Annotated in this window: 22 protein-coding genes; 11 read left to right on the top strand and 11 right to left on the bottom strand. The window is 73.2% G+C overall.

All coding sequences use genetic code 11. The annotated features are described in order from the left end of the window. Positions 1 to 51 precede the first annotated feature (51 nt). A complete protein-coding gene (locus tag ACFRCG_RS34750) occupies positions 52 to 1,221 on the bottom strand; it encodes an RNA polymerase sigma factor (protein ID WP_380038927.1) in 1,170 nt (389 codons plus the stop codon). Positions 1,222 to 1,361: 140 nt separating this feature from the next. Here ACFRCG_RS34750 and ACFRCG_RS34745 point away from each other — a divergent pair, with 140 nt between their 5' ends. Beyond that, positions 1,362 to 3,359 (top strand): DUF6350 family protein, encoded by a 1,998-nt coding sequence (locus tag ACFRCG_RS34745; RefSeq protein ID WP_380038967.1) that lies wholly within the window; start codon positions 1,362 to 1,364, stop codon positions 3,357 to 3,359. Here ACFRCG_RS34745 and ACFRCG_RS34740 read toward each other — a convergent pair. Then, the gene (locus ACFRCG_RS34740) at positions 3,356 to 4,015 is read right to left on the bottom strand and encodes a hypothetical protein (RefSeq protein WP_380038925.1); all 660 of its coding nucleotides are present in this window, start codon (positions 4,013 to 4,015) and stop codon (positions 3,356 to 3,358) included. The genes ACFRCG_RS34745 and ACFRCG_RS34740 overlap by 4 nt on opposite strands. A 347-nt stretch (positions 4,016 to 4,362) precedes the next feature. On the opposite strand from ACFRCG_RS34740, the gene purN reads away from it, so the two are divergent. Both purN and purH read left to right on the top strand, forming a co-directional pair. Continuing rightward, positions 4,363 to 5,007, top strand: a complete 645-nt coding sequence (gene purN / locus ACFRCG_RS34735; protein ID WP_380005291.1) for a phosphoribosylglycinamide formyltransferase — start codon at positions 4,363 to 4,365, stop codon at positions 5,005 to 5,007. Further along, a complete protein-coding gene (gene purH, locus ACFRCG_RS34730; protein WP_380038923.1) occupies positions 5,004 to 6,590 on the top strand; it encodes a bifunctional phosphoribosylaminoimidazolecarboxamide formyltransferase/IMP cyclohydrolase in 1,587 nt (528 codons plus the stop codon). The genes purN and purH overlap by 4 nt, the downstream gene beginning before the upstream one ends. 97 nt (positions 6,591 to 6,687) lie before the next feature. Here the strand turns inward: purH and ACFRCG_RS34725 are convergent, their stop codons facing one another. Beyond that, the gene (locus tag ACFRCG_RS34725) at positions 6,688 to 7,350 is read right to left on the bottom strand and encodes an RDD family protein (protein WP_380038921.1); all 663 of its coding nucleotides are present in this window, start codon (positions 7,348 to 7,350) and stop codon (positions 6,688 to 6,690) included. A 349-nt stretch (positions 7,351 to 7,699) separates the two neighbouring features. Between ACFRCG_RS34725 and ACFRCG_RS34720 the strand changes: the two genes are divergently transcribed. The 3 genes from ACFRCG_RS34720 to ACFRCG_RS34710 all read left to right on the top strand — a co-directional run bounded on the left by ACFRCG_RS34720 (position 7,700) and on the right by ACFRCG_RS34710 (position 11,093). Further along, on the top strand, positions 7,700 to 9,778 hold the full coding sequence (locus ACFRCG_RS34720; RefSeq protein ID WP_380038919.1) for an FUSC family protein: 2,079 nt from the start codon (positions 7,700 to 7,702) through the stop codon (positions 9,776 to 9,778). After that, the gene (locus tag ACFRCG_RS34715; protein WP_380005283.1) at positions 9,775 to 10,632 is read left to right on the top strand and encodes a bifunctional methylenetetrahydrofolate dehydrogenase/methenyltetrahydrofolate cyclohydrolase; all 858 of its coding nucleotides are present in this window, start codon (positions 9,775 to 9,777) and stop codon (positions 10,630 to 10,632) included. Before ACFRCG_RS34720 ends, ACFRCG_RS34715 begins: the two co-directional genes overlap by 4 nt. 80 nt (positions 10,633 to 10,712) lie before the next feature. After that, a complete protein-coding gene (locus tag ACFRCG_RS34710) occupies positions 10,713 to 11,093 on the top strand; it encodes a DUF3017 domain-containing protein (protein ID WP_380038917.1) in 381 nt (126 codons plus the stop codon). 39 nt (positions 11,094 to 11,132) lie between these two features. On the opposite strand, the gene ACFRCG_RS34705 is transcribed toward ACFRCG_RS34710, so the two are convergent. Continuing rightward, positions 11,133 to 12,527, bottom strand: coding sequence for a glutamine synthetase (locus ACFRCG_RS34705; protein WP_380038915.1), 1,395 nt, complete (start codon positions 12,525 to 12,527; stop codon positions 11,133 to 11,135). Positions 12,528 to 12,795: 268 nt separating this feature from the next. On the opposite strand from ACFRCG_RS34705, the gene ACFRCG_RS34700 reads away from it, so the two are divergent. Continuing rightward, a complete protein-coding gene (locus ACFRCG_RS34700; protein ID WP_380038913.1) occupies positions 12,796 to 13,785 on the top strand; it encodes a malate dehydrogenase in 990 nt (329 codons plus the stop codon). A gap of 30 nt (positions 13,786 to 13,815) precedes the next feature. Here ACFRCG_RS34700 and ACFRCG_RS34695 read toward each other — a convergent pair whose 3' ends face one another. After that, complete coding sequence (locus tag ACFRCG_RS34695; protein ID WP_380038911.1) at positions 13,816 to 15,300, bottom strand: PLP-dependent aminotransferase family protein; 1,485 nt, start codon at positions 15,298 to 15,300, stop codon at positions 13,816 to 13,818. Positions 15,301 to 15,347: 47 nt separating this feature from the next. Between ACFRCG_RS34695 and ACFRCG_RS34690 the strand changes: the two genes are divergently transcribed. Then, a complete protein-coding gene (locus ACFRCG_RS34690) occupies positions 15,348 to 15,848 on the top strand; it encodes a carboxymuconolactone decarboxylase family protein (protein ID WP_380038909.1) in 501 nt (166 codons plus the stop codon). A 54-nt stretch (positions 15,849 to 15,902) separates the two neighbouring features. Here ACFRCG_RS34690 and ACFRCG_RS34685 read toward each other — a convergent pair whose 3' ends face one another. After that, positions 15,903 to 16,847: an ADP-ribosylglycohydrolase family protein gene (locus ACFRCG_RS34685; RefSeq protein ID WP_380038907.1), complete on the bottom strand. Its 945-nt coding sequence runs from the start codon at positions 16,845 to 16,847 to the stop codon at positions 15,903 to 15,905. A 208-nt stretch (positions 16,848 to 17,055) separates the two neighbouring features. Between ACFRCG_RS34685 and ACFRCG_RS34680 the strand changes: the two genes are divergently transcribed. Next, entirely contained in the window at positions 17,056 to 17,550 is a 495-nt protein-coding gene (locus ACFRCG_RS34680) for a MarR family winged helix-turn-helix transcriptional regulator (protein WP_380005268.1), read from the top strand. 647 nt (positions 17,551 to 18,197) lie between these two features. Here ACFRCG_RS34680 and ACFRCG_RS34675 read toward each other — a convergent pair. After that, the gene (locus ACFRCG_RS34675; RefSeq protein ID WP_380038905.1) at positions 18,198 to 19,490 is read right to left on the bottom strand and encodes a cytochrome P450; all 1,293 of its coding nucleotides are present in this window, start codon (positions 19,488 to 19,490) and stop codon (positions 18,198 to 18,200) included. Continuing rightward, the gene (locus tag ACFRCG_RS34670) at positions 19,487 to 19,720 is read right to left on the bottom strand and encodes an SCO4848 family membrane protein (protein ID WP_380038903.1); all 234 of its coding nucleotides are present in this window, start codon (positions 19,718 to 19,720) and stop codon (positions 19,487 to 19,489) included. The genes ACFRCG_RS34675 and ACFRCG_RS34670 overlap by 4 nt, the downstream gene beginning before the upstream one ends. Before the next feature lie 107 nt (positions 19,721 to 19,827). On the opposite strand from ACFRCG_RS34670, the gene ACFRCG_RS34665 reads away from it, so the two are divergent. Next, the gene (locus ACFRCG_RS34665) at positions 19,828 to 21,036 is read left to right on the top strand and encodes a D-alanyl-D-alanine carboxypeptidase family protein (RefSeq protein WP_380038901.1); all 1,209 of its coding nucleotides are present in this window, start codon (positions 19,828 to 19,830) and stop codon (positions 21,034 to 21,036) included. A 312-nt stretch (positions 21,037 to 21,348) separates the two neighbouring features. Here the strand turns inward: ACFRCG_RS34665 and ACFRCG_RS34660 are convergent, their stop codons facing one another. The 3 genes from ACFRCG_RS34660 to trpS are packed head-to-tail and all read right to left on the bottom strand — an operon-like array spanning position 21,349 to position 24,025. Then, on the bottom strand, positions 21,349 to 22,401 hold the full coding sequence (locus ACFRCG_RS34660) for a YihY/virulence factor BrkB family protein (RefSeq protein ID WP_380038899.1): 1,053 nt from the start codon (positions 22,399 to 22,401) through the stop codon (positions 21,349 to 21,351). Between the two features lie 42 nt (positions 22,402 to 22,443). After that, complete coding sequence (locus ACFRCG_RS34655; RefSeq protein ID WP_380005260.1) at positions 22,444 to 22,986, bottom strand: 2'-5' RNA ligase family protein; 543 nt, start codon at positions 22,984 to 22,986, stop codon at positions 22,444 to 22,446. Between the two features lie 10 nt (positions 22,987 to 22,996). Further along, positions 22,997 to 24,025: a tryptophan--tRNA ligase gene (trpS, locus tag ACFRCG_RS34650; protein WP_380038897.1), complete on the bottom strand. Its 1,029-nt coding sequence runs from the start codon at positions 24,023 to 24,025 to the stop codon at positions 22,997 to 22,999. Positions 24,026 to 24,362: 337 nt separating this feature from the next. Between trpS and ACFRCG_RS34645 the strand changes: the two genes are divergently transcribed. After that, positions 24,363 to 25,277: a dimethylarginine dimethylaminohydrolase family protein gene (locus ACFRCG_RS34645; RefSeq protein WP_380038895.1), complete on the top strand. Its 915-nt coding sequence runs from the start codon at positions 24,363 to 24,365 to the stop codon at positions 25,275 to 25,277. Positions 25,278 to 25,306 lie beyond the last annotated feature (29 nt).

Genomic DNA, 25,306 nt, shown 5'->3' with positions numbered 1-25,306 from the left:
CGCCCCACCGTTTTCCGGTGGGATGCGGGGCGTCGTGCCTTCCCCGGCCGGTCAGGGCGACGCCGGCCGGCGCAGCCCGTTGTTCACGCAACTCGTGTCGAGGACGAAGGCCCACTCCGGGGCCAGCAGCGTGCCCGGCCCGGTCGCCGCGGCCCCCGTGCGCGCTCGTAGGTCGTCCGCCGTTCCGGCCGTGGTCCGGGCACCGGTGGGCGTCGCGGGTCGAATCAGCGGCGCGAGCCGCTCCGGGGCGGCGGGGGCCGGCGCCACGCCGAGGGCCGGTCGCCCGTCCGCGGGCGGCGCGGGGGACCGCGGCGCGGGAGCCTCGGGCGCGGTCGGAGCCTCGGTCGGCGCCTCCGTGCGTGCCGCGGGCGCCGACGGGGTCTCGTCCGCCGCCGCGGGCGCCCTCGCGGGCATCGGCGGCGCCGGGCGGGCCACCTCCGGGCCGGTGAGCGGCCGTACCCGGTCGCCCGCGCGCGAGTCGCGGGAGGTGCCCGGGGTGAGCAGCCGGGGGAGCGCGGCCACGAAGAGCGCCAGGATCGCCGCGACCACCACGGTGACCAGCGTCGCGGTGCGCGCCCGGCTGCCCACGCGCGCGGCGTGGGCTTGGGGGACGTGCGGCGCGTGGCGGGCGGCCAGGTCGCGGGTGAGCGTGCTCAGGAACGCGTGTGCCTCGGCACAGTTCGGCGACGGGCCGGTGATCGCCGGGATCCGGTCGGCGAGGTCCTCGTGGGCGTGTATCAGCCGGATCCGGGTCACCTCGGTGGTCGCCTCGGTCTCGGCCGCCACCTGCTCCGGGGACATCCCGAACAGGTGCCGCAGGACGAAGACCCGGCGCCGGTGCGCGGGCACCCGCTGGAGCGCGCGCAGGAGCGCGACGTCCTGGTCGCGCCGCGTGTCGTCGTCGGCGTGCGGGACCACCCGGGCGGTGAGGTCGGGGTGCGGTACGAGCCGCCACAGCGCCCGGCGGACCAGGAACCGGCGGCTCAGCGCGAGGTCGCCGGCGACCGTGCGTACGTAGGCGGCGTCGGCCGGGGTGTCCGCCGCGTCCGGCAGGTCGCGCCAGACCCGGGCGAAGGTGTGCCGGGTCACGTGCGCGGCTCGTGCGGGACTCGCGGTCAACACGAACGTGTAGCGCGCGATGTCGGGGGCGGTCGCCGCGACCAGGGCGTCGAACCCCGGGGCGCTCGCGCGCGGGACCGTGTGCTCGTCGTCGATGCCCATGAGGGGCTGAGGTACCCGAGGGTCGACCGAAAATGCATATTAAATGCTTGTGATCGAGCAAATGGGGTGTCTTGCCCCGCCCGGCAGGCATATGCGGCTCGGATCACGGTCGCGCGGGCAGCATGGGGATCGTGACCGAAATGCCGGAAACCGAGCACGGATCGTCGGCGCCCTGGGCGGTGGTCCGAGCCGGCCCGTGGGCCGGCGTGGAGAGCCTGCTCCAGCCCGGCTCCGGGCCCTTCGAGCATGCCTTCGAGCAGCCGTCCGCGCCGTCGAGCACGCCCCCCACCTCGGCCGACGAGACGGCGGAGCCGGCCCGAGCAGCCGACGCGGTACACACCCACGACACGCCGGCGCAGACGCCGCGGCAACCCCCGGCGGCACCGGACACGGCGCACGCGCCGTCGGCGGCACCCGAGGCACCGGAAACGGCCTACGAACCCCCGGCGGCGCCCCCGCGCCCCGATGCCCCGCCCCCGGTCGTTCCGCCCAGGCCCGACCGCCCCCCGGACGCCCTCCCCGCGCTCGCCCCGGTCGAGATCCCCGACGCCTGCGAACCGCCGCCCGCCCGCCCCTGGGGCCCGCCCGCGCCCACCGGTTCGGCGCTGCCCGCGTGGTCCACGCCGCCCGGCGTGGCGGCCCTGCGCACCCTCGCCGGGCACCGTCCCGACACCGCCCGGATCGCCCAGGCGCTGGCCCGAGGCGCGGTGTCCGCGCTGCTCGTGGCCGCGGCCGGGCTCGGCACGGTCGCCCTGCTGGTCCTGATCGTGGCCACCTGCGGCGCCGGCTCGGGCAGCTTCGACCACCCCCAGGCGCTGCTGCGCGTGGTCGGCGGGATCTGGCTCGCCGCGCATCACGTCGGCTTCGAGGTCGTGGAGACCAGCCACGTCGCCACCGGCTCCGTCGCGCCGATCGTGACCGTGGTGCCGCTGCGGCTCGCCCCGCTCGGTCTGACCGTCCCGCTGATCTGGCTGCTGTGCCGGATGGGCCGACGGCTCGCCGACGGCGTCGCCGGGACCGTGCTCGTGCTCGCGGCGCAGGTGCCGGTGTACACGGGCCTGATGTACGCGGTGGCCGCAGGTGTCGGCACCGCGAGCGTGCGGCCGGTCCCGGACACGGTCGCGGTCGCCGGGATCGGTGTCCTGGCCGCGGGTGTGCTGGGCGCGTTCGGCCCGATCCTGGTCCGGGTGCCCGCGATCCGCGCCGGTCTGGCCTCGGCCGCGGTGCTCGCGGCGGGCGGGGCGCTGCTGGTTCTGGTCTGTCTGTTCGCCCACGCGGGCCAGATCCGCCTGGCCCTGAAGCTGACCACGAACGACGCGGTCGGTTTCGCGGCGCTGGCCGTGTTGTGCGCGGCCCTGGTGCCCAACGCGATCGTGTGGGCGGTGTGCTACGCGGCCGGTACCGGCTTCGTGCTGGGTGCGGCCACCACCATCGCGCCCACCGGCAGCACGTTCGGCACGCTGCCCACGCTGCCGCTGCTCGCCGCCCTGCCGGGCCCCGCGACAATGCCCTCCACCGCATGGGCGCCCGCGGTGCTTCCGGTGCTCGCGGGCGTCGTGGCGGGCTGCTTCGCGGCCCGCGCCGAGCCGCCCCGGTCCTGGCTCCCGGTCACCGCGCACGCGGTCGGCGCCGGTGTGGGCGTCGGCCTGCTCGCCCTCGCCTCGACCCGGCTGGCCACCGGCACGGCCGGCCTGGCCAACCTCGCCGACCTGGGCCCGAACGTATGGCGCACCGCCGCCGCGCTCACCGTCGAGATCGCCCTGGTCGCCGCCCCCGCCGCCCTGGCCGCCACCTGGTGGCGCGGCCGGGAGACCCCGAGAGGCCCGGCGGACTCGCCCGGCCCGGACGACGCGACGACCCCCGTGAGCCCGGAGCGCCCGGAGCGCCCGGCGAGCCCGCGGACCCCGGAAAGCGCGAAGGCCGCCCCCGCCGCAGCGGAGACGGCCCTCGCCTCGTTCCATCCCGACCCGACCGACGCGGGAGCGCACCCGCTCCTCGAATCCGCGGAACCCCGAAACACGAAGCCCCGAAACACGAGACCCCGAAACACGAAGCCCCGAAACGCCGAGCCCCGCAACTTCGAGCCCCGAGACTCCGACCCCCGGAGGACCGAGCCCCGAACCCGGCAGGAGCCCTAGAACGTGCCGTCCACGACCCAGTGGTACCGGTCCGGCAGCTTGTCCAGGCAGCGCTGCTCGCCCGTCTTGGTGAGCGCGCTGTCCATGCAGTCGTAGTAGTCCTTGTTGACCGCCTCGAAGGTCCACACACCCAGCACGTAGACCACCGCGATCGCGCCGGTGACCAGACCCGCGAGCGCGGCGCCCGAGCGGGCGCGGGCCGGCCGGCGCACGCGCGGCCGGTGGGCCGGGCCGCCGGGGGCGTGCCCCGGGTGCCGGGCGGTGCCGCCCGGGCCCTCCTCGATCCGCGGCCCGGCGGTGGCCGGGGTGGTGCCGCGGACGGTGCGAATGCCGAGTGCAAGGGCGGCCACACCCAGCACCACGCCGAGCACCAGGCCCAGGTCGGACGGGAAGAACAGGGCGAAGAACACCGCCCACACCCCCGCCCACAGCGCCAGGCGCGCGTTGCGGACCCGGACGTCCTTCGGGTCGGGCTGCTCGCGCGGCTCGCGCGGCGCCCGCTGCGGCCGGTCCTCGCGGCCCTGTCGGTTGCCTCCGTTGCCGTCCCCTCGCCCGTTGCCGGGCACGTTCCACGGGGCGGCCGGCGGGCGGTCGGGCGTACCCTCCGGCGGCGGGGCGTAGGGATCCCGCTCGTCGGTCTCGTTGCCGGTACTCATCCTCTGCCTGCCCTCGTCGTGCCGGATCGCGGGATTCCCTTCCCAGGATCGTACGTGTGCGGGGTGCACCGTAGCCGGGCGGCGGCGTCCGCGGGGCCCGGAGGCCCCCGTCGACCGCGGCCCGTGGGCCCGTCGACCGGATCGCGCCCGGCACCGCCGATGGCATCGCACCCCGCCGGTTCGGTACTGCCTACCCCCTGACGCTATCGTTGCCGACGTACGGGCGCCGCTCCGTGTTCCCGCCTCCCGTCGGGGAACGCCCGCCGGACCCGTGCGAAATCCCGGCGAGAGCCCGAATCCCTTGGGTGCCCCTCCCGCCCTTCCCTTCCGGAAAGAGCTTGAAAGCAGTGGCCGTTCACGCCCCGCGCACCCCCGGGCCGGCCCGGCTCGTCGTCCTCGTCTCCGGCTCCGGCACCAACCTGCAGGCCCTGCTCGACGCGTGCGCGGATCCCGCGTACGGGGCGCGCGTGGTGGCCGTGGGCGCCGACCGCGACAACATCGCGGGGCCGGCCCGCGCCGAACGCGCCGGCGTGCCCACCTTCGTCGAGCGGGTGTCCGACCACCCCACCCGGGCCGACTGGGACGCGGCGCTCGCCGCCGCGGTCGCCGCGTACGAGCCCGACCTGGTCGTCTCGGCCGGCTTCATGAAGATCCTGGGCCCGCGTTTTCTGGCCCGCTTCGAGGGACGCACCGTCAACACCCACCCCGCACTGCTGCCCTCGTTCCCCGGCGCGCACGGCGTCCGGGACGCGCTCGCGTACGGCGCCAAGGTGACCGGCTGCACGGTGCACCTGGTGGACGCCGGCGTGGACACCGGGCCGATCATCGCTCAGGGCGTCGTCGCGGTCGAGGACGGCGATCACGCCGACGGCGGCGAGGCGTTGCACGAGCGCATCAAGACTGTCGAGCGCACCCTGCTCGTCGAGGTCGTGGGCCGGCTGGCCCGCGAGGGCTACCGCATCGAAGGAAGAAAGGTCCGGATCCCCGCATGACTTCCGCCGCCCCCACCCCCACCCCCGCCGACCAGGACGGGCTGCGCCCGATCCGTCGCGCGCTGATCAGCGTGTACGACAAGACCGGCCTGGAGGAGCTGGCCCGCGGCCTGCACGCCGCCGGGGTCGAACTGGTCTCCACCGGCTCCACCGCCGGCCGGATCGCCGCCGCGGGCGTGCCCGTGACCAAGGTCGAGGAGCTGACCGGCTTCCCCGAGTGCCTGGACGGCCGGGTCAAGACGCTGCACCCGCGCGTACACGCCGGCATCCTCGCCGACCTGCGCCTGGAGTCGCACCGCGGGCAGCTCGACGAGCTGGAGATCCGGCCGTTCGACCTGGTCGTGGTCAACCTGTACCCGTTCACCGCGACCGTCGAGTCGGGCGCCACGCCGGACGAGTGTGTCGAGCAGATCGACATCGGCGGGCCCTCGATGGTGCGTGCCGCGGCCAAGAACCACCCGTCCGTGGCCGTGGTGACCAGCCCGGACCGCTACGCCGACGTGCTCGCCGCGATCGAGGCCGGCGGTTTCGACCTCGCGCAGCGCAAGCGGCTCGCGGGCGAGGCGTTCGGCCACACCGCCGCGTACGACGTCGCGGTCGCGTCCTGGTTCTCGAGCAGCTACGCCCCGGCCGACGACGAGGGCTTCCCGGCCTTCCTCGGCTCGGTGCGGCGCCGCGAGAACGTGCTCCGCTACGGCGAGAACCCGCACCAGGCCGCCGCGCTCTACGTGGACGGCACCGGCGGCCTGGCCGGCGCCGAGCAGTTGCACGGCAAGGAGATGTCCTACAACAACTACCAGGACACCGACGCGGCCCGCCGCGCCGCCTACGACCACGAGCAGCCTTGCGTGGCGATCATCAAGCACGCCAACCCGTGCGGCATCGCGATCGGCGAGACCGTCGCCGAGGCGCACCTGCGGGCGCACGCGAGCGACCCGCTGTCCGCCTTCGGCGGCGTGATCGCGGTCAACCGGCCGGTGAGCGTGGCGATGGCCGAGCAGGTCGCGGAGATCTTCACCGAGGTCATCGTGGCGCCGGACTACGAGGACGGCGCGGTCGAGGTGCTGGCCCGGAAGAAGAACATCCGGGTGCTGCGCGCGCCCGAGGCGCCCGCCACGCCGGTCGAGTTCCGCCAGATCGACGGCGGGCTGCTGCTCCAGAACGCCGACCGCTACCAGGCACCCGGCGACGACGCGGCCGCCTGGACGCTGGCCACCGGCGAGCCGGCCGACACCGAGACGCTGCGCGACCTGGTGTTCGCCTGGCGGGCGGTACGCGCGGTCAAGTCCAACGCGATCCTGCTCGCGACCGGCGGCGCGACGGTCGGGGTGGGCATGGGCCAGGTCAACCGGGTCGACTCGGCCCGGCTCGCGGTGCAGCGCGCCGGCGAGCGGGCGGCCGGCTCGGTGGGCGCGTCCGACGCGTTCTTCCCGTTCCCCGACGGCCTCGAAGTGCTGATCGAGGGCGGCGTCAAGGCGGTCGTGCAGCCGGGCGGCTCGGTTCGCGACGAGCAGGTGGTCGAGGCCGCGCGCGCGGCCGGCATCACCATGTACTTCACCGGGACCCGGCACTTCTTCCACTGATCCGGCCCCACCGACCGGGTCCCACCGATCCGGCCCCGGACACACGCGAGGCGCGACCCCGAACGGGGCCGCGCCTCGCGCGCGTCGGTGGGGGTGCTCAGACCTTGACCACGACCGTCGAGCAGACCTTGTCGGCGAAGGTCTGCTTCTTGTCGTCCCACAGCGGCCACAACAAGCCGAGGAAACACGTGATGATGTCGAGGAAGTGCGCGATGGCGCGGACGAAGGCCATGCCGAAGCCGGCCGGCATCCCGTCCCGCTCGCGCAACACCTTGATCCCGACCGCCTTCTTGCCGATCGTCTGGCCGGTCTTGCCCTGGCGGTAGAGCTGCCAGAGACCGAACAGGAACGAGAGCACACCGCCGACGACCATCAGCACGATCGGACCCGACCCACCGTCGTAGGTGGTCGTCTCGCTGCCGTCGAGGTTGCTGGTGGTCTCGGTCTTGTTCACGTACATCCCGAACCCGATGTAGTACGGGATCATCACCGGCAACATGACGAGCCCGTCCAGGAGCGCCCCACCCACGCGCCGCCCCCAGCTCGCGCAGTAGTCGCCGAGATTCTGCGGGGGCCCGTAGCCGTACGGCTGGGCGTAGCCGCCCTGCTGACCGTAATCGGGCTGGCCGTAGGCCGGTTGGCCGTAGCCGGGTTGGCCGTAGGCGGGCTGACCGTAGCCGGGCTGTTGGCCGTAGCCCGCGCCTTGGCCCTCGGCGCCGTACCCGGGCGGCGGGCCGTACGGACCCGGAGGTTGGGACATCTGGAACTCTCCCCTGAGAACGCGCGCACACCCGTGCGCGACGCCGGTGACCCCCGGGCATGTCGACGCGCGAGCGCCGTATTCGAGCCCGGCGTCGCCCCCACGACCCGAGAGTCCATTGGAGGCGGCACCTTATACCGAAGTGGTTGGCGCCGGGTAGGTCCCGGCCGGTTCGGTGAGCGGGATCATGCGCGAGCGGGACTTGGCATTCCCGGCGAAACGTGCGTTGCATGGGAGCATGCAGGATCAGGCGACCCCGGGACCCCATCCGGAACGTGCACCCCTCGCGTTGCCGCCCGGGCCCTCGGCGGACCCGAACGGGCCGCCGACGTTGCCTCCGTTCCCGGCGGTGCATCCTCCGGAGCTGGGCCCGCAGAACCAGATCAGGCCGCTGGTCACGCTCACCGGGAAGGGTTTCACCTGGGCCGCCGGGATCCGCGCCGCGCTCGGCGTCGGCATCCCCTTCGCGATCGTCACCGCCACCCTCGGCCTCGGCGACGCCACCTTCGCCGCGCTCGGCGGCTACACCGTCCTGTACGCGGCCAAGGAGCCCTACGCGCGTCGCGGCATCACCCTCGCGCTGGTCGGTCTGGGCCTGGCCGTGTCGCTGATGCTGGGCTCGCTCGCGGCCGGCACGCCGCTGTTGTACGTCCCGGTGATCACCGTGGTGGCCGGCGTCGCCACCTTCCTGTGCGGCGCGCTCCAGGTGGACCGTCCCGGCGGGTACATGTTCACCCTGGTCTGCGCGATGGGCGCGTTCCTGCCGCACCAGCCCGACCGGGTGCTCGAACGCGGCGCCCTCGTGCTCGCGGGCGCCGCCGGGGCCTGGCTGGTGTCGATGTCCGGCTGGCTGGTGCGCCCGCGCCACCCCGAGCACCTGGCGCTCGCCGCCTGCTTCGAGGCGCTGGCCGACTTCTTCGCCGCGATCGGCGACCAGCCCAGCGACGCCGCCCGGCACCGCGCCTCCGAGACCGTGCACAGCGCGTGGGTGACCGTGCTGCGCGCCGACACCAGACGCAACCGGCGCACCGGTGAGGCCCGCCGCCTCCGGGTGTTGTGCCGACGCGCGCTCGACCTGTTCCAGGCCGCCCAACTGCTCGCCGTCGAGCGGGACCGGCCGCTGCCGGCGGAGATCATCGAGACCGTGCGCGCGCTGGCCGGCGCCGTTGGGCGGCCCACCCTCGTCCCGGTGCTGCCCGCGGTGCTCGCCGACACCGAGACCGACGCCGAACGCATGCTGCGCACCGCGCTGCGGGCCGCCGCCGCGGCGGCCGGGCAACCCGCGGTCAAGGAGGGCGAGATCATCCCCGGCCGGCGGCCCAGCGCCGGCGAGCGGCTGCGCGCCGCGTTCGACCGGTCCTCGCTGGTGCCGCCGACCGCGCTGCGCACCGGCCTCGGCGTCGGCTCGGCCGCGCTCGCCGCCGCGCTGCTGCCGGTGGTGCACCCCGTGTGGGTGGCCATCGCGGCCGGTGCCGCGCTCCAGGGCGGCAATGTCGTGCTCGACTTCGGCCGGGTGCTGCAACGGGCGATCGGGACCCTGCTCGGCGTCGCGGTGATCGCGCTGTTCTTCCACGACCTGCGGCCCGACCAGTGGCTGGTGGTGATCGTCGTCGCCCTGCTGTTCGGCTCCACCCAGACGGTGATCGCCCGCAACCTCGCCGTTGGCGCGGCCTGCGTGACCCCCGTCGGCCTGTTCCTGGCCGCCGCCGGCAGCCCCGGCGCGCACGTGGGCGACCTGGCCGCCACCCGGATGATCGACACCGTGCTCGGCCTGGCGGTCGGCCTGGTCGCGAGCCTGGTGTTGTGGCCGCGCGCCTCGGCCACCCGGCTGCCCCGGCAGCTGGGCCGGGCCATCCGCGCCGAGGCGATGTTGCTGCGCGCCACCGTCACCGGGCAGATCGTCGACGATCCGGCCTGGGGCAGCACCCGCCGGGCGGCCCGCCGCGAACTGATCGACCTGTGGAGCGTGTACGAGTCCGCGCTCGGCGAGATCACCGGCCGGCACCTGGACGCGGAACGCCTGTGGCCCGCCATCGTCACCGCCCAGCGCCTGGGCTACCGGCTGATGACCACGCCCGAGACCTACCGCACGGATCCGCCCGAGCCGATCCCCGAGGACGACCTGGCCCGACTCGACGCCTACGTCGAGGAACTGGCCTCGGCCGCCGAGGAGCGCCGCCCCCCGACCCTGCCCGAACTCCCGGACCTGTGGGGGTATCCGGTATTGCGGCAACACCTCAAGCGGCTCGGTCGGGTGATCACCCGCGCGAACGAACCGGTGGCGGCCCGGCACCTGCCCGCCTTCGTCCGGCGGCGCATCCTGGCCCCGCCGGCGCGGCTGCTGTACGGGGGCCGCCGCACGGCCGGCCCGGATACGGGACAATCGCAACGACCGGCCCGGAACCGTGGACCAGGAGAGACAACTTGAAGGCGCAGATCCTCGACGGCAAGGCCACCGCCGCCGCCATCAAAGCCGAACTGGCCGTGCGGGCCGAGGCCCTGAAGGCCCGCGGCATCACGCCGGGTCTGGGCACCGTGCTCGTGGGCGACGACCCCGGCAGCCACTCGTACGTGCGCGGCAAGCACCGCGACTGCGCCCAGGTCGGCATCGCGAGCATCCAGCGCAACCTGCCCGCCGACGCGACGCAGGACCAGGTCGAGGACGTGGTCCGCGAACTCAACGCGGATCCCGCCTGTACCGGCTACATCGTGCAGCTGCCGCTGCCCCGGCACCTGGACGCCAACCGGGTCCTGGAGCTGATGGACCCGGACAAGGACGCCGACGGCCTGCACCCGACCAACCTCGGCCGGCTGGTGCTCGGCCAGGAGGCGCCGCTGCCGTGCACGCCGCGCGGCATCGTGGAACTGCTGCGCCGGCACGACATCGAGATCAACGGCGCCGAGGTGTGCGTGATCGGCCGAGGCGTCACCGTCGGCCGCCCGATCGGCCTGCTGCTCACCCGCCGGACCGAGAACGCCACGGTGACCCTGTGCCACACCGGCACCAAGGAGCTGCCGTTCCACGTGCTCCAGGCCGACATCGTGATCGCCGCCGCCGGGGTGCCCGGACTGATCAGCGCCGACATGGTCAAGCCCGGCGCGGTGCTGCTCGACGTGGGCATCACCCGCACCGAGCACGGCCTGGTCGGCGACGTGCACCCGGAGGCGTACGAGAAGGCCGCGTGGGTCGCCCCGATGCCCGGCGGGGTGGGTCCGATGACCCGCGCGATGCTGCTCACCAACGTCGTCGAGGCCGCCGAGCGGCAGGTCACCGGTCTGTGACCCGGCCGCGACGGGCCCGGGGCCGCATCGCTCCGGGCCGGTCGCGGCATCGCTCGCCCTGTCGATGAGAGGTGGACGTGGTGGCAACGACTCGGGGGCGACGCAGGGATGGCAGGAGGAAGGACCCGGGCACCTTCCCGCCCGAGGGCGGCGGCTCGCCGAGCGGCCCCGGGCGGCTGCGCGAGTGGCCCGCGACGGTGGTCTTCGGCTGCCTGTTCGCCGCGCTGCTGACCGCGGCGCTGAGCGGGTTCCGTCCCGCCGCGATGATGATCGCCGGGACCTTCCTGGTCGCCGCGCTGCTGCGGATGTTCGTGTCCGACGTGGGGGTGCTGGCGGTTCGCAGCCGGTTCACCGACGTGGCCATGCTGCTGTTCTTCGGCGGCGCGGTCCTGCTCCTGGGGCTGAGCATCCCGGAACCGCTGGTCGACCTGCCGTGGGTGCCCAAGCGCACCGGCGGCTAGCCCAGTCGCGGTGGGCCCGCCGGGGGCGCCGGGTCGGATCTAATACAACCGGCGCGCCTCGGCGGCGATCTCGCTCGGGGTCATCCCGGCCGAGCGGGTGATCTCGGCTCGGCGGACCGCGGTGATCGCGTCGAACAGGGTCTCGCCCAGCGCCTCGCGCAGCACCGTGCTCGCCTCCAGGGCGGCCAGCGCCGCCGCGGGGGAGCCGGGCAGACGCGGTACGTCGCCGGCCGTCGAGGGGTCGCCCGGCACCTCCACCGGCAGCCGCAGTCCGTCCTCCAGACCGGCCAGACCGGCCGCGATCACCGTGCCGACCACCAGATACGGATTGGCGGTCGCGTCGAAACACTTGAGTTCGGCGTTCGCGGTGTGCTGCCGCTCGCCCACCATCCCGGTGACCAGCCGCATCGCGGCCTCGCGGTTCTCCAGGCCCCAGCAGCGGTACACCCCCGCCCACTGGGCCGGGACCAGACGCAGATGACTGGCCGCGCCGGGCGCGCCGATCGCGAGCAGCGCGGGCAACTCGCGCAGCACACCGGCCAGGAACGCCTCGCCCTCACGGGTCAGCCCCTGCGGCCCCTCACCCCCGTGGCACAGGTTCGTCCCGTCGCGCCACGGCGAGAAGTGCAGGTGCGCGCCGTTGCCCACCTCGCCGGGCACCACGCACGGAGCGAAGCTGACCGCGTGCCCGTGCCGGGCGGCCACCGCCCGGATCGTCTCGCGCACCAGGATCGTGGTGTCCGCCGCGCCGACCGGGTCCTCCGGGGCGACGGACACCTCCAGCTGGCCCGCCGCGTATTCCGGATGCACCTGCAACACGCGCACGTCCTGCGCGGCGAGCGCGCGGATCAGCTCGCGCAGCTGGGCGGACACCCGCACCACCCGGGTCATCCCGTACGCGGCCTTGTGGAAGGCGGGCACGAAGCGGCCGGCCGCGTCCTCGGTACCGGTGACCCACTCGACCTCGAAGCCCATCCGCAGCGACAATCCGCGCAACCCGGCGCGGGCGGCCATCCGCCGGGCGAAGGTGCGCTGGCAGCCCGCGTACGGCACGCCGTCCTGGGTGTAGCGGTCGCCGGGCGCCCAGGCCCAGCCCGGTTGCGCGGCCAGCGGACGCAGCGCCGTCAGGTCGGGGACCAGGCGCAGATCGCCCGCCGGACCGCCGACCAGGTTGCCCGCGGTGATCGAGTCGTCGGCGAGGAAGACGTCGAACACGGGGGAGAAGCCCACGCCGTGCACGGCGACCGCGTCCAGGCGGGAGTACGGAACGGTCTTGACCCGGGTGATGCCCGCGTTGTCGACCCAGCCGAGCGCCACCGCGTCGATCGGGTCGACCGACGCGCCCTCGACCGCGGGCGCGACCGGCACGAGCGCGGGTTCCGGCACCGACGCCGGCACCGCCGCCGGGATCGACGCGACGCGGTGCGGTGACATGCACATCGGGATCACCCTTCGAGGCCGTGCGACTTCGATCCGTCACGAACCTACCGGCCGGTTCCGCCGAAACGGAAACCGGCGGATCCGACGCACCCCGGCGAGGCGGGTGAGCCAAGACGCGCGGCCGGGCGAAGCTCACACCGGTGGGTGGCCGAGCCGCCCCGGAGGCGGGGGTAGTGTGGCCGCGAAAAGTATCTCGATGCCGAGCTACCGGCGGACTGCCATCGGCGTCGGATCCCGCCGCAGCAGAGGAGACCCGCGCGCAATGTCCCGTACCCCCGTCAACGTCACCGTCACGGGCGCGGCCGGTCAGATCGGCTACGCGCTGCTGTTCCGCATCGCCTCCGGTCACCTGCTCGGCCCCGACACCCCGGTCCGCCTGCGCCTCCTGGAGATCCCCCAGGCGGTCAAGGCCGCCGAGGGCACCGCGATGGAGCTCGACGACTGCGCGTTCCCGCTGCTCGCCGGGATCGACATCTTCGACAACCCGACCGACGGTTTCGCCGGCGCCAACGTGGCGCTGCTCGTCGGCGCCCGCCCCCGTACCAAGGGCATGGAGCGCGGCGACCTGCTGGCCGCCAACGGCGGCATCTTCAAGCCGCAGGGCGAGGCGATCAACGCCGGCGCGGCGGACGACATCAAGGTGCTCGTGGTCGGCAACCCGGCCAACACCAACGCGCTGATCGCGCAGCAGCACGCGCCCGACGTACCGGCCGAGCGCTTCACCGCGATGACCCGCCTGGACCACAACCGCGCGCTGACCCAGCTCGCGAAGAAGGCCGGCGTCGCGGTCACCGACATCGCGAAGCTGACCATCTGGGGCAACCACTCGGCCACCCAGTACCCGGACATCTTCCACGCGCAGATCGCCGGCAAGAACGCCGCCGAGGTGGTCGACGACCGCACCTGGCTCGCCGACACCTTCATCCCCACCGTCGCCAAGCGCGGCGCGGCGATCATCGAGGCGCGCGGCGCGTCCTCGGCGGCGTCCGCGGCCAACGCGGCGATCGACCACGTGCACACCTGGGTCAACGGCACCGCCGACGGCGACTGGACCTCGATGGGCGTCGTCTCGGACGGCTCCTACGGTGTGCCCGAGGGCCTGATCTCGTCCTTCCCGGTCGTCTGCGAGGACGGCAAGTGGGAGATCGTCCAGGGCCTGGACGTCAACGAGTTCTCCCGGGCGCGGATCGACGCCTCGGTGCAGGAGCTGGCCGAGGAGCGCGACGCGGTGCGCGAGCTGGGCCTGATCTGAGTCGGAGCCGGCGCCGTCGCGGCGCCGGCCTCACGCGGAATCGACCGGGGGCGGGCCGAACGGCCCGCCCCCGGTGTGTGCGGGGAGCCGGGCGCGCCCGGGCGTGACCCTCGGCCCGAACAGCTCGGCCAGCGCGCCGACCAGGGCCTCCAGCGCGCCGGCGAAGGCGGCCGCGGCGGGCGCCGCGTAGCCGACGACCAGCCCCGGCGGGTGCTCGGCGTACGGGGCCCGGTGGTACCAGCCCATGCGGTGCACCGCCACGCCGCGCCGGGCCAGCAGCGCGCGCGTCTCCTCCTCGCCCGGACCGCCCTCGGGCAGTTCGAGCCGCACCTGCAGGCCCGCCGCGATGCCGCACACCCGTACGGCCGGCACCCGCCGGGCCAGCTCCGCGACGAGCCGGTCGCGGCGGTCGCGGTACGCCAGGCGGGCGCGGCGCACGTGCCGGTCCAGGTCGCCGGCGGCGATGAACTCGGCCAGGGTGAGCTGATCCAGCGTGCCCACCGCCAACTCGGGTCGGTCGCGGACCGCGAGCAGGTCGTCGAGCAGGTACGGCGGCACCACCAGCCAGCCGAGCCGCAGGCCCGGCGAGAGCATCTTGCTCGCGGTGCCCGCGTACACCACGTGCTCGGCGCCCAGACCCTGGAGCGCGCCGACCGGGTGCCGGTCGTAGCGGAACTCGCCGTCGTAGTCGTCCTCGACCACGACGCCACCGGTCTCCGCCGCCCAGCGCAGTGCCGCCGCACGCCGGTCCGGGTGCAGCGGCACGCCCATCGGGGCCTGGTTGGCCGGGGTCAGCACGATCGCGTCCGCGTCGCCGGCGGTGTCGATCCGGGCGCCCTGCCCGTCCACCCCGACGGCGCCGACCTCGACGCCGGTGCGGGCCACGATCTCGCGCAGAAACGGCAGCCCCGGGTCCTCCATCGCGATCCGGCGCGCGCCGCGGGCGGCCAGCGTGTGGCCGAGCAGGTACAGGCCCTGCGTGTAGCCCGCGCACACCACGATGCGATCCGGCCGGGTGCGCACGCCCCGGACCCGGCCGAGGTAGTCGGCCAGGCGCTCGCGCAGTTCGATCCGGCCGCGCGGGTCGGCCTGCGGCCAGAACGCGTCGGGTCCGGCGGCGGCCAGCGCGCGCCGCTGGGCCGCGGCCCAGCGGGCCCGGGGGAACGCCGACAGGTCCGGGCGTCCGGGCCGCAGGTCGAAGCGCGGAGCCGAGGCGCGCGCGTACACCGGCACCGGCACCGGGTCGGCCGGGCGTTCGGCGACCAGGGTGCCGGCGCCCCGGCGGGCGATCAGATAACCCTCGGCGACGAGTTGGGCGTACGCCTCGGCGACCGTGTTTCGGGCCATCGCCAGATCCACGGCCAGGGCGCGCGAGGAGGGCAGCCGGGTGCCGGGGGCGAGCCGGCCGTCCACGATCGCCGTGCGCAGCGCACGCTCCAGTCCGATCCGCCGGCCGCGCACGGGGCCGGGTTCCAGGTACAGATCCACATCGCCGATGGCCCAGGAACTCCGCATGGGATTGGACCTTAATCGTGGTCCGATCCGTACGTAGGGTCGAGGTCATGAGCATTCAGGAAATGACCGAAACCCCCGTCGCCGGCGACCCGGCCCGACTGCCCCTCAAGCCCCTGCACGGCGCCGCGTACAAGGCCGCCATCGCGCTGAGCAAGGCGGCGGCCGAGGGCCTGGACCCGATCGTCGCGGAGCTGATCAAGATCCGCGCGTCGCAGATCAACGGCTGCGCCTACTGCGTGGACATGCACACCAAGGACGCCCGCGAACTCGGCGAGACCGAGCAGCGTATGCACGCGATCCCGGTGTGGCGCGAGACGCCGTTCTTCACCGCCCGCGAGCGTGCGGTGCTGGCCCTGACCGAGGCGGTCACGCTGCTCACCGAGGGGCACGTGCCGACGCCGGTCTGGGACGAGGCGGCGAAGTACTTCGACGACGTGGAGATGGGCCAGATCGTCTGGTCGATCGCCGCGATCAACACCCTCAACCGGGTCGGCGTCGCCACCCGCGCGTGGGTGGCGGGCTCGTACCGTCCCGACCTGGCTCGTTGACGGATCCCGCTCCGACCGCGGGGGCGGAGCGGGGCGCCCGATTCCCCGGTCCGGTCAGGAGCGGGTCGGCGTCGCCGTTTCGCCGGTGTCGGCCCAGGTCGGGATCGGCTCGCGCGCGGTGAGCCAGGGTTGCGGGACGTCGGCCAGGGCGGTGCGGGAGGCGACGACGCCCGCGGTGATCGCGCAGGTGGTGTCGACGTCGCCCATGCCGGTCGCGGTGTGCCACAGGGCCTCCGGGAGGGAGTCCTGGTGGTGGGCGGCGGTCCACAGGGCGAAGGGGACCGTGTCGGGGGCGCTGATCCGCGAGCCGTTGCCCAGTACGCTCGTCGCGTGCCGGACCGAGGCGTGGGCGGGCAGCCGGGAGGCCGCCCGCAGGCCCGCCGCCACGTCGCTCTCCGGCGTGTGTCCGGCCACCTCGGCCAGGAACTCCACCGGATCCGGGGCCGCTTCGCCCCGCCCCCGAGTCGCCAGCGCCGCGGCGATCGCCACCGCGACCGCTCCCGCCACCGCCTCCGGATGCGCGTGCGTGGTCTCGGCGGACCGCTCCGCCGCGGCCGCCACCACCGCGAGCCCGTCGTCGGCGAACCACGCCCCCAGCGGCGCGACCCGCATCGCCGCGCCGTTGCCCCACGAGCCCTGGCCCTCGAACTGGCGGCGCGTCACCTCCCGCCACGGCTCGCCCTCGTGGATCGCGCGCAGCACGCCGTGCATCGACGGGCCGTAGCCGCGATACGGATCTGCCTCGTACGACGCGGCGAAATGCGCCGCGAGCGCGTCCTGGTCCACCGTGTCGCACAGGTGCAGGATGCGCAGCAGCGAGAGCGCCATCGCGGTGTCGTCGGTCCAGTACCAGAGGCGGGCCTGCGGGGTGATGCGGCCGGTCAGCCGCTCGGTGAGCTCGGCGCCCCGGTAGCCGAACCACTGCTCGCCGAAGGCGTCGCCGAGGGCCAAACCGTGCAGGGAGCGCGCCGCGTTCGCGACACGTCGGGTGCGGTACATGCGCCCACCCTGCCGGCCGGTTCGGCCCGGAGACCAAGGGATTACCGTGCCGGGACGCAGACTTCGCCGTCTCGGCACGCGGGTTCCGGCCCTTCTTGGTGCGGTACGGCCATAAGGTGGCCGCATCCTCTCGGAACATGGCGGATATTGCTGATTCTTATCTCGACATCAAGAGGCTCGGCATCGAACGATTCGCTAGAATGACCTCATGAAAGACGAGGTCGACCGGCTTGTCGCGGCATGGAAGCGGGAGCGCCCCGACCTCGACGTCGAACCCCTCGAAGTACTGAGCCGGGTGACCCGACTGGCGCGGCACCTCGACCGCGCTCGGCGTACCGCCTTCTCCGCGCGCGACCTCGAACCGTGGGAATTCGACGTGCTCTCCGCGCTGCGCCGCGACGGCGCGCCGTATCAGCTCTCGCCCGGCCAACTGCTCACCCAGACGCTGGTCACCTCCGGGACGATGACCAATCGTATCGACCGCCTCGCGGCCAAGGGCCTGGTGTTGCGCCTGCCCGACCCCGACGACCGGCGCGGGGTGCTGGTCCGGCTGACCGACGACGGCCGGGATCGGGTCGACGCGGCGATGGCCGAGTTGCTGGAACACGAGCGGGCCATCCTGGCCGGCCTGACGGTCGATCAGCAGGCGGCGCTGGCCGGGTTGTTGCGTTCGATCGTCGCGCCGTTCGACAACCACGCCTGAAACAAACCTCTTTGACCATTTCATGGTCGGGATTCACTCTAAGTGATCAAATGTGTCAAGGACCCGTTGTGTGTCGGGAACGACGCCCTGTAGACAAGTCCCTGTTGGGAGCGAGACCGCAAGGGTTCGCCTCGGGGAACAGGAGCAGGGCATGACCTCCACCATTCACCCGGTTCGCAGTACACGGCGCCGTCGGCCCACACCCGCCGACCTCGCGGCACTGACCGGGCACGACTAGTCCGGGACGCGGCGGGGGCGGGGGCGGGGCGGGGAGCATCGTCCGGATCCGCGAAGGCGTCTTGGGGAAGTAACGCCGGAGTGGCCGAAGGACGGTGATCCGAGGGGTGGAACGCCGGGGGCGTGGGGGTGGCGAGCACCGGGATGTGAGGCGGGGGAACGCGCGCAGGGGGACTCGAAGGTAGGGGACGGGCGGGGAAAAACCCGGGGGTGGGACCGGGGTGGGACCAGGGGTGGGCTCGGGGCGGGGGCCAGGGGCGGGAAGACCGGGGTCGGGGCGATACGGGGAGAAGGGTGCTCGGGTACAGGCGGGGCGGCGGGATGACGGATGACGATCCGTCACCCCACCGCCCCACGTGCGTCCCGATCGACCGGAGGCGGAACCGCCTTCCGGGCGAGCGCACTTCGGCTCAGTCGAGCTTCGGCCCACCCGCCGCGCGGCCGTCCGCCTCCGGGGTGAACGTCACCGGCAGCCGCTGCAGGCCACGCATGATCAGCCCGCCGCGCCACCGCAGTTCGTCCGCCGGCAGCGCGAGCCGCACATCGGGTAGCCGGCGCAGCAGCGTGCCGATCGCGATCTGGCCCTCGAGCCGGGCCAGCGGTGCGCCGATGCAGTAGTGGATGCCGTGCCCGAAGGCCAGGTGCTGGTTGTCCGCGCGGGCCGGATCGAGCAGGTCGGGCGCGGGGAACCGGAGCGGGTCGCGGTCGGCCGCCGCGAGCACCACGAGCACCGGCTCGCCCGCCGGGATCCGGGTTCCGCCGATCTCCACCTCGGTGGTGCTGAACCGCCACGTGGCCACCTCGACCGGGCCGTCGTAGCGCAGCAGCTCCTCGACCGTGGGCGCGAGCAGTTCGGGGTCGGCCCGGAGCGCGAGCCGTTCCCGGTCGTGCGTGAGCAGCGTCAGCAGCCCGTTGCCGATCAGGTTGACCGTGGTCTCGAAACCGGCGAACAGCAGGATGAAGGCCATCGCCGCGGCCTCGTCCTCGGTCAGGTGTTCGCCGTGGTCGCTCGCCCGGATCAGCCCCGAGATCAGATCGTCGTCCGCGTCGGTGAGCGTCGCGCGTTTGCGGTGGATCAACTCGGCGAGATAGGTACGCATGTGCCGCACCGCCCGGGCCACCCCGCCGCGCGGCCCCGAGCCGTGCCGGATCATCATCCCGGCCCAGGTGCGGAAGTCCGCCTGATCCTCCTCCGGCACACCGAGCAGGTCGCAGATCGCGTAGATCGGCAGCGGGAACGCGAAGTCGTGGATCAGGTCGGCCTCGCCGGTCCGGGCGAAGTCGTCGAGCAGCCGGTCGGTCAGGGCCTGTACGCGCGGGCGGAACTCCTCGGCGCGGCGCGGCGTGAACGCCTTGGACACCAGGCGGCGCAGCCGGGTGTGGTCCGGTGGGTCGAGATTGAGCAGATGTGCGCCCACCCCCGAGCGCTGCTCGCCGGGCACGCCGACCTTGCCCTGCTTCCAGGCCGCCTCGGACCGCCGCGGGTCCTTGCTCAGCCGCTGATCGGCGAGCGCCTGCCGGGCGTCGGCGTAGCGGGTGACCAACCACGCCTCGACCCCGCTGGGCAGCGTGGTGCGATGAACCGGCGCGTACTCGCGCAGATGCGCGTACGCCGGATACGGATCGGCGATGAACTCCCGGGTGAACAACTCGGGCCCGGCCGGCACGGGATGCGCGGGGCAGCCCGCGGGGTCGTCGGTCACGTCCGCGACGTCCGCGTCGCGCGCAGCCCCTTGATCCCGAGCCAACCGATCGCGTTGCCCGCCGCGAACGAGACGATCGTCAGTGCCAGGTGGATCAGGAAGAACGCGGTCGCGCCGTCGTTCCAGGAGCGGTCGTCGGCCCAGATGTTCCTGAGGAAGTTCGGCCACAGGATCCAGCTCCAGACGCCGAACAACACCAGACAGGCGGATGTACCGCGGCCGATCCTCAACGTGAAGCACCCGTTTCCCGGTCAAAAGTTCAGCAAATTTGTCCCGGTTCAGTATGCGGCGGCGCGGTCGCCGAACCGCAGCCGGGGGCCGCCAGTACGCTCATCGCATGTCTTACTGGTTCCGGGCTTCTCGCAAGCCGGCTGTCGCGTGCGCGGGGGCGATCGCTTTCGTGTTGGGTTCCGCCTGGATGGCGCAGGCCGCCCCGGGCACGCCGGAGCCGCAGCCCCCCGCGTCGATGTCGGATGTGGGTGGCGCGCGCTTGGCCCAACCGGGTGTACAGAGCGACCTGCCGCCCGGGAGCCCGCCGCCGCCCGCCGTCGAGGGCTACTCGTGGGTGGTCGCCGACGCGGAGACCGGCAAGATCCTGGCGGCGAAGAACCCGCACTGGAAGTTGCCGCCGGCCAGCACGCTGAAGATGTTGTTCGCGGACACGGTGCTGCCCAAGATCGACCGCAACACCACCCACCAGGTGGCGCCGGCCGAGCTGCGCAATCTCGGCGAGGGCAGCAGCCTGGTCGGGATAAAGGAGAACGAGACCTACAAGGTCGAGGACCTGTGGCGCGGGGTGTTCCTGCGCTCGGGCAACGACGCGGTGCATGTGCTGTGCGCGATGAACGGTGGCGTGGACACCACCGTGCGGCAGATGAACGAGCGGGCCAAGCAGCTTCAGGCGGGCGACACCAACGTGGTCTCGCCGGACGGCTACGACGCGCCGGGGCAGGTCTCCAGCGCGTACGACCTCGCGTTGTTCGCCCGCGAAGGGCTCAAGAACAACGACTTCCGCTCGTACGCGAGCACCAAGGTCGCCGACTTTCCCGGTGTCGCGGGGGCCAAGTTCCAGATCCAGAACACCAATACGATGCTGGGCCAGTATCCGGGCATGCTCGGTGTCAAGAACGGCTACACCACCAACGCCGGGAACACCTTCGTCGGCGGCGCGCAGCGCGGCGGGCACACGTTGCTCGTGAGCATCATGCACGTCGAGGGCAAGGGCAAGACGTACGAGGACACCGGGAAGCTGCTCGACTGGGGCTTCGCCGCGATGGCCCAGGCCAAGCCGGTCGGCATGCTGGTGGAGCCGTTGGCGGCGCCGGGGGACAAGAACGACAAGGGCACGAAGGCGGCCGACGGGAAGCCGGGCGACACCAAGACCACGAAGGCGTCGGCCACCTCGGACGACGACGGGTTCGACTGGGTGTTGTGGGCGGGGCTCGGGGTGCCGGCGGCGCTTGTGGTGGGCGGTGGCGTGCTGTTCGCCCTTCGGCGGCGCGAGGGGGGTTCGGGCGTGCGGTTCGAGGACGACATCCTGCCGTAGGGGTGTGGCGGCCTCAAACGCCGGCCGGGCTGGGTTGGTTGGCTTCGCGACGATGCCTGGCTTTTACCGATGGCCTCAAGCGCCGGCCGGGCTGAAGGGGTTGGCTTCGGGCGAGGCGCTGCGGTTTGCAGGCGGCCTCAAACGCCGGCCGGGCTGGGTTGGTTGGCTTTGTGATGACGCTTGGCTTTTACCGATGGCCTCAAGCGCCGGGCGGGCTGGGTTGGTTGCGCGCTGCGGTTTGCCGGCGGCATCAAGTGCCGGGTGGGCTGGAGGGGTTGGCTTCGGTGGCGCGGTGCGGTTTTCCGGGTGGGTTCAGGTGTCGGTTGGTGGGCGGTTTCGGGTGAAGCGTTCCAGGAGGATGCCGAGGGTGGCTGTGCCGGCTACCGCCAGGGCGTAGGTGCGGATGGGGCGGGCGGGCCTGGGTTTGTACTTGGACAGGTCCAACGGGGGTTCCGCGGCGGCTTTTTCGGCGGCGGCCTCGATGTTGTCCGCGGCTTCGTCGGCCTCCTGGGCGTTGGCCGTCCAGGCCGCGCAGAACAGGAGCAGGCGGGTCACGAAGTAGATCCACAGCAGCAGTGCCACCGGGACGCCGAACGCGCCGTACGCGCTCTTGCCCGCGACCCCCGCGATGTACGACGACACCAACAGCTTCAGCAACTCGAAGCCGACCGCCCCGATCAACGCGCCCTTGATCGCGACCGAGCGGTGCATGGTCAGCCGCGGCATCCCCACGAGCAGGTACAGGAACAGCACCACGCTCGCGCCGACCGCGACCGCGAACGCGGCGATCTGCAGCAGGACCCGGCCCACCGGCTGGTGTTCGAGCCCGATCGAGTCGGAGACGTGCCGGATCACCACCGTCGCGAACGTGGACGCGCCGACCGACAACGCCAACGCGAGCCCCAGGCCGATCAGTACGCCGACGTCGGCGAACTTGCGCACGACGACGTTGCCCGGCTCCTCCTCCACGTCCCAGATCGCCCGGATGGAGGAACGCGTCGCGTCCACCCACCCCGTCCCGGACACCAGGAGCAGCGCGCCGCCGATCACCCCGACCGCGCCCGCGTTGCGCACCAGCGCGTCCAGGTCCAACTTGTCGGCGATACCGGGGATCTGCTCGGAGATCTTGTTCTGCATCCGGCGGACCTGGGAGGGGTCGAGTGCCGCGGCCACCACCGCCGCCGCGAGCGTGATCAACGGGAACAGCGACAGGAACCCGTAATAGGTCACCGCGGCGGCGAGTCGATTGCCCTGTCGATCGCCGTAGCGCGAATAGGCCCGCCAGGTGGGGCCGATGACCGGGATCCTCGCCAGCCGCTCCTTGATCGCCACGGATGACTGCTGCCCGTCCGATGCCCTGCCCACACGCGACTCCACTCTGTGACGTCCCGCGCGGCCGGGACGGCGTCACACGGGCAGCGGACCTGGCAACGATTGGCCGAACGCGAAGTCACGTTGCGGGCGCCACACCCCGTCCGTGCCGTGCTCGTACAGGCTGAAGCCCCAGATCGGGAAGACCGCGTCGTAGTCGACGAGTTCCGCGAACGCCAGGTCGAGCATGTGATCGGGCAGGTGATGCGCGACGGTCACATGCGGGTGGTACGGGAAGTGCAACTCGCGCTCCAGCGGCCCGGATCGCACCGCGGCCTCGATCCGCTCGCACTCCGGGATGCCGCGCGCGACCTGGACGAACACCACCGGCGAGGTCGGCCGGAACGTACCGGTGCTGCGCAGGTGTATGTCGAACGGGGCCTCGCCCGCGGCGACCGCGCGCAGGTGCTCCTCGATCTCGGCCATCGCCTCGTCGGCCACCTCGGTCGGCGGCAGGAGGGTCACGTGGGTCGGGATGGCGTTCGCGAGCGGATCCCCGAACCCGGCGCGGCGAGCCTGCAACTCGCTGCCGTAGGGCTCGGGAATCGCGATCGACACCCCGATGGTGCGCTTGGCCATGTGCTGCGCCTCAGCCTCCCGACCGGCCGGTGACCGGGGGCAGGAAGCCGACACGGTCGTAGGTCTCGGCGAGCGTTCGCGACGCCACCTCGCGGGCCTTGTCGGCGCCCCGGGCGAGCACGGCGTCCAGCTCGGCCGGATCGTCGAGGTAGCCGCGCACCCGCTCCTGGAACGGGGTGACGAAATCGACCAGCACCTCGGCCACCTCCTTCTTCAGGTCGCCGTAGCCGCGACCCGCGAAGCGCTCCTCCAGCGAGGCGATCGAGGTGCCGGAGAGCGCCGAGTGGATGGTGAGCAGATTGGACACCCCCGGCTTCTCCTTCTCGTCGAAGCGCACCTCGGTGCCGGTGTCGGTGACCGCGCTGCGGATCTTCTTCGCGCTCGCCTTGGGGTCGTCGAGCAGGTTGACGATGCCCTTGGGCGTCGAGGCGGACTTGCTCATCTTGATCGTCGGGTCCTGGAGGTCGACGATCTTGGCCGTCTCCTTGACGATGAACGGCTTGGGGACGGTGAACGTCTCGCCGAACGTCGAGTTGAACCGCTGCGCGATGTCGCGGGTCAGCTCCACGTGCTGGCGCTGGTCCTCGCCGACGGGGACCGCGTCGGCCTGGTAGAGCAGGATGTCGGCGACCTGGAGCACCGGGTAGGTGAACAGGCCGACGGTGGTGCGGTCGGTGCCCTGCTTGGCCGACTTGTCCTTGAACTGGGTCATCCGCGCGGCCTCGCCGAAGCCGGTCATGCAGTTCATCACCCACGCGAGCTGTGCGTGCTCGGGTACGTGGCTCTGCACGAACAGGGTGCAGCGATCCGCGTCCAGACCGGCCGCGAGCAGCTCCGCGGCGGAGATCCGGGTGCGCTCGCGCAACTGCTTCGGATCCTGTGGAACGGTGATCGCGTGCAGGTCGACCACCATGTAGAAGGCATCGTGGCTGTCCTGGAACGGCACCCACTGCCGGATCGCGCCCAGGTAGTTACCCAAGTGGAACGAATCCGCGGTCGGCTGGATTCCGGACAGAACACGGGGACGCGTCGAGGCCATGCCGCCATTCTCTCAGGCGCGTGACGTGGTTCCGGTCAGGGGAGCCGCACGACGTCCGCGCGGGGCGCACAACAAAGCAGGTGAGCGCCCGGGGGAATGCGCAACGATCGTGCGGTAGGGGACAACGCAGCCGCCTTTACGCCCCCGGCGCCGGCAACCTAGGCTGTCCAAAGCCGACACAGAGGGTCGCCGACCGCCTATCCACGGTGACGATCGGGTGCGGCTCCCGGCCTGCCGCCGACCGCACGGCGTCGTCATCGGCAGGGTCGGACGGGCGTGGGCCGCGGAAATCCCGGGCGCGCGCCTGCCGCCACCGTCCGCGAGAAGGGGATATCGCGTGCGCCTCACCTCGCGCTGTGGCCGATCGGGCCGTTCCGACCTGCGGTCGGAGCGCATATCGCCCGGAGCCGAGCGGGCGCGGGTGGCCCGACAGCGGCGACGCGGCTTCGTCGCCCCGCGGGCGGCCGAACTGCGGCACTACGTGATGTGTCCGCCGGTGTTCCTGGACGGGACGCCGCCGGCTACCGGCTTCACGGCGCGCACCACGACCACGATGGGTCAGTGGGAACGGTTGCGCGCGGTGTTGATCGGGCTCGGGCATCGGGTGAGCCTGGTGCCGGGTCGCCCGGGGCTGCCCGACATGGTCTTCGCCTCGCGGGCCGCGACCGTGGTGGGCAGGCGGGTGCTCGGCGCGCGGCCGCGGGCGGCGGCCCGGTCGGCCGCGACGCCGGTGTATCTGGAGTGGTTCGCCCGGCACGGCTTCCGCTCCGCGCTGGAGCCGGTGTTCGCCCACGAGGGCGAGAGTGACCTGATCCCGGTCGGCCCCCGGCTGTTGGCCGCGGTGGGGCCGTCGACCGAGGCGGCCGCGCATGCCGAGGCGCAGGCGTTCTTCGGCCTGCCCGTGGTCCCGCTGGAGTTGGCCGACCCGCGTTTTCCCCGACTCGGCTCGGCGTTGACCGTGCTGGGCGAGCACACCGCGGCCTACTACCCGGGGGCGTTCACCCCGGCCGCGCTGCGCCGGCTGACCCGGGTGTTCCCGGAGCGGATCGAGGTGGACGAGGCGGACGCGGCGGCGCTCGGCCTCGACGCGGTCTCCGACGGGCGCAGCGTGGTGATGGGCGACACGACACCCGCCCTCGCCGCCCGGTTGGCGGAGCGGGGATTCCGTACGATCGAGCTGGACATGTCCGCATTCGCGGCCCATGGCGCGAGCGTGCGCGGTTGCGTCCTGGAACTGCGCGCCGCCCGTTGATCCGCCGCCCCCGCGGGGTATCCCGTCCG

The sequence above is a fragment of the Embleya sp. NPDC056575 genome (assembly GCF_042793325.1).
GTDB lineage: Bacteria > Actinomycetota > Actinomycetes > Streptomycetales > Streptomycetaceae > Embleya.
Note: the sequence above shows the minus strand (reverse complement) of the source record. Positions and strands in the feature narration are given on the sequence as shown.

Bases quoted from the DNA above. Each gene is read 5' to 3' on its own strand.
- ACFRCG_RS34655 (WP_380005260.1), bottom strand. From the start codon at position 22,986: ATGGCCAAGCGCACCATCGGGGTGTCGATCGCGATTCCCGAGCCCTAC.
- trpS (WP_380038897.1), bottom strand. From the start codon at position 24,025: ATGGCCTCGACGCGTCCCCGTGTTCTGTCCGGAATCCAGCCGACCGCG.
- ACFRCG_RS34690 (WP_380038909.1), top strand. From the start codon at position 15,348: ATGAGCATTCAGGAAATGACCGAAACCCCCGTCGCCGGCGACCCGGCC.
- ACFRCG_RS34700 (WP_380038913.1), top strand. From the start codon at position 12,796: ATGTCCCGTACCCCCGTCAACGTCACCGTCACGGGCGCGGCCGGTCAG.
- ACFRCG_RS34685 (WP_380038907.1), bottom strand. From the start codon at position 16,847: ATGTACCGCACCCGACGTGTCGCGAACGCGGCGCGCTCCCTGCACGGT.
- ACFRCG_RS34680 (WP_380005268.1), top strand. From the start codon at position 17,056: ATGAAAGACGAGGTCGACCGGCTTGTCGCGGCATGGAAGCGGGAGCGC.
- ACFRCG_RS34695 (WP_380038911.1), bottom strand. From the start codon at position 15,300: ATGCGGAGTTCCTGGGCCATCGGCGATGTGGATCTGTACCTGGAACCC.
- ACFRCG_RS34745 (WP_380038967.1), top strand. From the start codon at position 1,362: ATGCCGGAAACCGAGCACGGATCGTCGGCGCCCTGGGCGGTGGTCCGA.
- ACFRCG_RS34740 (WP_380038925.1), bottom strand. From the start codon at position 4,015: ATGAGTACCGGCAACGAGACCGACGAGCGGGATCCCTACGCCCCGCCG.
- ACFRCG_RS34725 (WP_380038921.1), bottom strand. From the start codon at position 7,350: ATGTCCCAACCTCCGGGTCCGTACGGCCCGCCGCCCGGGTACGGCGCC.
- ACFRCG_RS34665 (WP_380038901.1), top strand. From the start codon at position 19,828: ATGTCTTACTGGTTCCGGGCTTCTCGCAAGCCGGCTGTCGCGTGCGCG.
- purH (WP_380038923.1), top strand. From the start codon at position 5,004: ATGACTTCCGCCGCCCCCACCCCCACCCCCGCCGACCAGGACGGGCTG.
- ACFRCG_RS34705 (WP_380038915.1), bottom strand. From the start codon at position 12,527: ATGTCACCGCACCGCGTCGCGTCGATCCCGGCGGCGGTGCCGGCGTCG.
- ACFRCG_RS34750 (WP_380038927.1), bottom strand. From the start codon at position 1,221: ATGGGCATCGACGACGAGCACACGGTCCCGCGCGCGAGCGCCCCGGGG.